Source organism: uncultured Muriicola sp., assembly GCF_947258935.1.
In the GTDB taxonomy this organism is placed as follows: domain Bacteria; phylum Bacteroidota; class Bacteroidia; order Flavobacteriales; family Flavobacteriaceae; genus Muriicola.
Genome location: NZ_CAMYKH010000128.1, coordinates 1 through 3,098, shown reverse-complemented (window position 1 = coordinate 3,098; position 3,098 = coordinate 1). Strand labels below are relative to the sequence as shown.

The window sequence follows — 3,098 nt, the reverse complement described above, 5'->3', positions numbered from 1 at the left end:
GACAAAGTCCTTAGTGAGTTCCCTTATTTTTCGGAGCTAATCGGCGACATTACGGGTGAGATAATCGACAAAGGCAGATGTCACTTGCCTCTCCTTGAGGAGTCTATCTCTCAACACCTATTGATTGAAGATATCCTTGAGAGTCTGGATCATCGCCCTAAAATTACTTGAACAAAACTTTTGCCAGGTCCTCGAGCATCAGTTCGAGACCATCAGTATCACGGATCACCAAAATTCCGTGACTGCTATTTAGAGTTCGCATTCGTCTGTCAGCTGTCAACTCCTCGCCCGGTCTCTCGTTTGTGCTTCTGTTCGTACAGGTGTGGTCCAGCTGATCACGACGAGACGAGCCATAGAACATTCCGAGATTATGAACAATGAAAATACTTCTATTCACACACATGAACCAAATTCTAGACTATTCCGCCTATATGAATGGGGTGAAAAAGGCTGGTCCGGTACAAACAAGATTGTTGACCATGGGTATGGAAGAATGCGAATTTGGGTTGGAAACCGGCGCATTTGATTCGGTCAAAAATATCCTTCCCGGGGAGTCGGAGCTCGATGGCGCGGATGCAGAATTAGCAGTCGCTACACAGGCATTGAAAGACCTGGAAGAACGTATTGGATCTCTCTTTGTTCACAGGGATATTTTGATGGACCGGCTTTTTCGGGGGCAACCAGGCACAGAGATCGATCTGAACAAGGTCCCTGTGATCTGGACCGGCTCACGAACGATCCGATTCATGTACGTTATGTTGAAGCGGCTTGAAGCAGAAATGGCAAACTTTGAGCACGATTTTGTTTTTGTAGAGACGAACTCAGCACCGTATCGGTTGGCCTGGCGTCTGGCACGAGAAAAAGGCATACCAGCAGGCCAATTTTTTCAAGGGCGTGTCTGGCCGGAGCGCGTGTACCTGGAGACCGGACTCGGCCTTTACTGGCATCAGGCTCGAACGGCTTACCGGGAAATGATCGACAGTCCCATGAAGGGTGACGAGTTAAAAAAGGTTACACAAAAATTACAGACCATAATTCAGGAAAAGACGAAGCCAGTATCATCACAGTGGGAGGTTTTTAAGAGTGCCCCCGGCTTTTTAAGTCGATTACACCCCCTGCGGTTATTGGCAGGAAGCAAGGATTGGTTGGGAACACGCGCCAGAACTGCCACGATAAACCCAAGGGTGTTGCCTGCACAGACGTATACGCCACTCGCAAAATATTTCAGGTATAGGAACGGGGTAAAGGCCAAGCGTTTTCTGACAAAGCACCAGACGCCCTTCGAAATCATTCGAAAAAAGAAATATGCAATGTATTTTCTTCATGTTCAGCCAGAATTATCTGTAGAAGAAATGGCATTTGAGTACCAGGACCAGGTCAATACGCTGCGAAGCATCCTGGCCTCTTTACCCGCGGACATGTCCCTGGTTGTCAAAGAGCATACGCCAATGCTCGGGCGTAGGCAGTTGGATACGTACAGTCAGCTGTCGCATATGCCAGGTGTAATTCTTGCCGATCCGTCTGTGGACTCACATCTATTGGTCGCACGTGCGGCGGTTGTGGTCACCCTGACCGGTACAGCAGCATTGGAAGCGATTTTCTATGGTATTCCGGCAATTGTACTAGGGTCTGTATTTTTTGATTGTTTTAACGGTATTTACAAGCCCGAAAGTCTGCAGGAGCTCAACAAGCTGTTATCAAACCCTGATAAATTGACGGGCGCCTCAAAGGAAGATGCACTGCGTGCAATAGGCAGCATGTTGCGGGCGTCAGTCCCGGGCATGATGTCCCGCGACGATACTCGATTGCAGGAGATTGACCTTGAATCTGCAAAAAACATGCTATCAGAGCTTGAAAAAGCCAGCCATGAGCTAAAACAGAGAATCGGGGACGATTCAGATTACGTCTGCGAAAAAACTTATCGAAGTGGTTTCAAAAATTAAATGATGAAAGTCTTACATATTGGTAAGTATTATCCTCCCTATTTTGGTGGGACAGAGAAGGTTACTTTTGATTTGGTTGAGGGACTTAACAATACTAACTTCAATGTAGATGTACTTTGCTCAAATCATGAAAATAATGGAAATCATTTTACAGAGGGTCTGTACTCTATATACAGGGTTAAGACAATAGGAGAAGTAGCCTCTACTTCTATTAGTGTTGGTTTTTCTTCATTATTAAAAAAAATTCAAAATGAATATGATTTGATTCATGTTCATTTGCCGAATCCGTTAGCTAATTTGGCTATATTCTTGACAAGACCCAAATGTAAAATAATTATTCATTGGCATTTAGATATAATAAACCGACCGATATTGTTAAAGCTATATTCCCCACTTCAGGACTGGCTTCTAAATCGTTCCGACAAAATTGTGGCGACGTCTCAAAATTATATCGACGGGTCTAAGTACTTACAGAAACATAAGAATAAAACAAACTACATACCATTGGGTATTGATATTACTGATCTTGAGGTTGATGATGCTGTCGTTGCTCGGATCAAGAAAAGATTTATGAATAAAAAAATTGTTTTTGGTCTAGGAAGATTAATAAACTACAAGGGTTTCGAGTATCTAATTGAGGCGGCCAAAGACTTTGATGAAGATATTGTTACAATAGTAGGAGGTGTTGGAAAACTCGAAAGAGAGTTGAAGCAACGAATAAATAACAATAATCTGCAAGACAAGGTTGTATTGCTTGGTAAGATTCCATTTAATGAGTTAGGTGCATACTATAGAGCTTGTGATTTATTTTGTTTGCCATCTATTACTAAAAATGAAGCTTTTGGACTTGTCCAAATTGAGGCAATGGCTTTTGGTAAGCCTATTGTTTCAACTAATATTGATGGATCGGGGGTTCCTTGGGTAAACAAGAATAATGTTACTGGAAAGGTGGTGAGTCCTAAGAATTCAAAGGAAATCGCCATTGCGATAAATTCAATATTATCTAATGAACAAACTATAAAGAGATATTCTCAAAATTGTATTAAGAGATACAATGAGCTCTTTACAAAAGATAAAATGATACTGGAGTTTACGAAGTTATATTTAGGTACACTAAATCGTGAATCACCCCCGATTCTCTAGATACAACCGAAT

2 protein-coding genes are annotated in these 3,098 nt (G+C 42.5%); both read left to right on the top strand.

Translation table 11 applies throughout. From position 1 onward, the window contains the following. The first annotated feature begins 401 nt into the window (after window positions 1–401). On the top strand, window positions 402–1,943 hold the full coding sequence (locus Q0X72_RS13515) for a hypothetical protein (protein WP_297766482.1): 1,542 nt from the start codon (window positions 402–404) through the stop codon (window positions 1,941–1,943). Then, window positions 1,944–3,086: a glycosyltransferase gene (locus tag Q0X72_RS13510; protein ID WP_297766479.1), complete on the top strand. Its 1,143-nt coding sequence runs from the start codon at window positions 1,944–1,946 to the stop codon at window positions 3,084–3,086. Window positions 3,087–3,098 lie beyond the last annotated feature (12 nt).

Bases quoted from the DNA above. Each gene is read 5' to 3' on its own strand.
- Q0X72_RS13515 (WP_297766482.1), top strand. From the start codon at position 402: ATGAACCAAATTCTAGACTATTCCGCCTATATGAATGGGGTGAAAAAG.
- Q0X72_RS13510 (WP_297766479.1), top strand. From the start codon at position 1,944: ATGATGAAAGTCTTACATATTGGTAAGTATTATCCTCCCTATTTTGGT.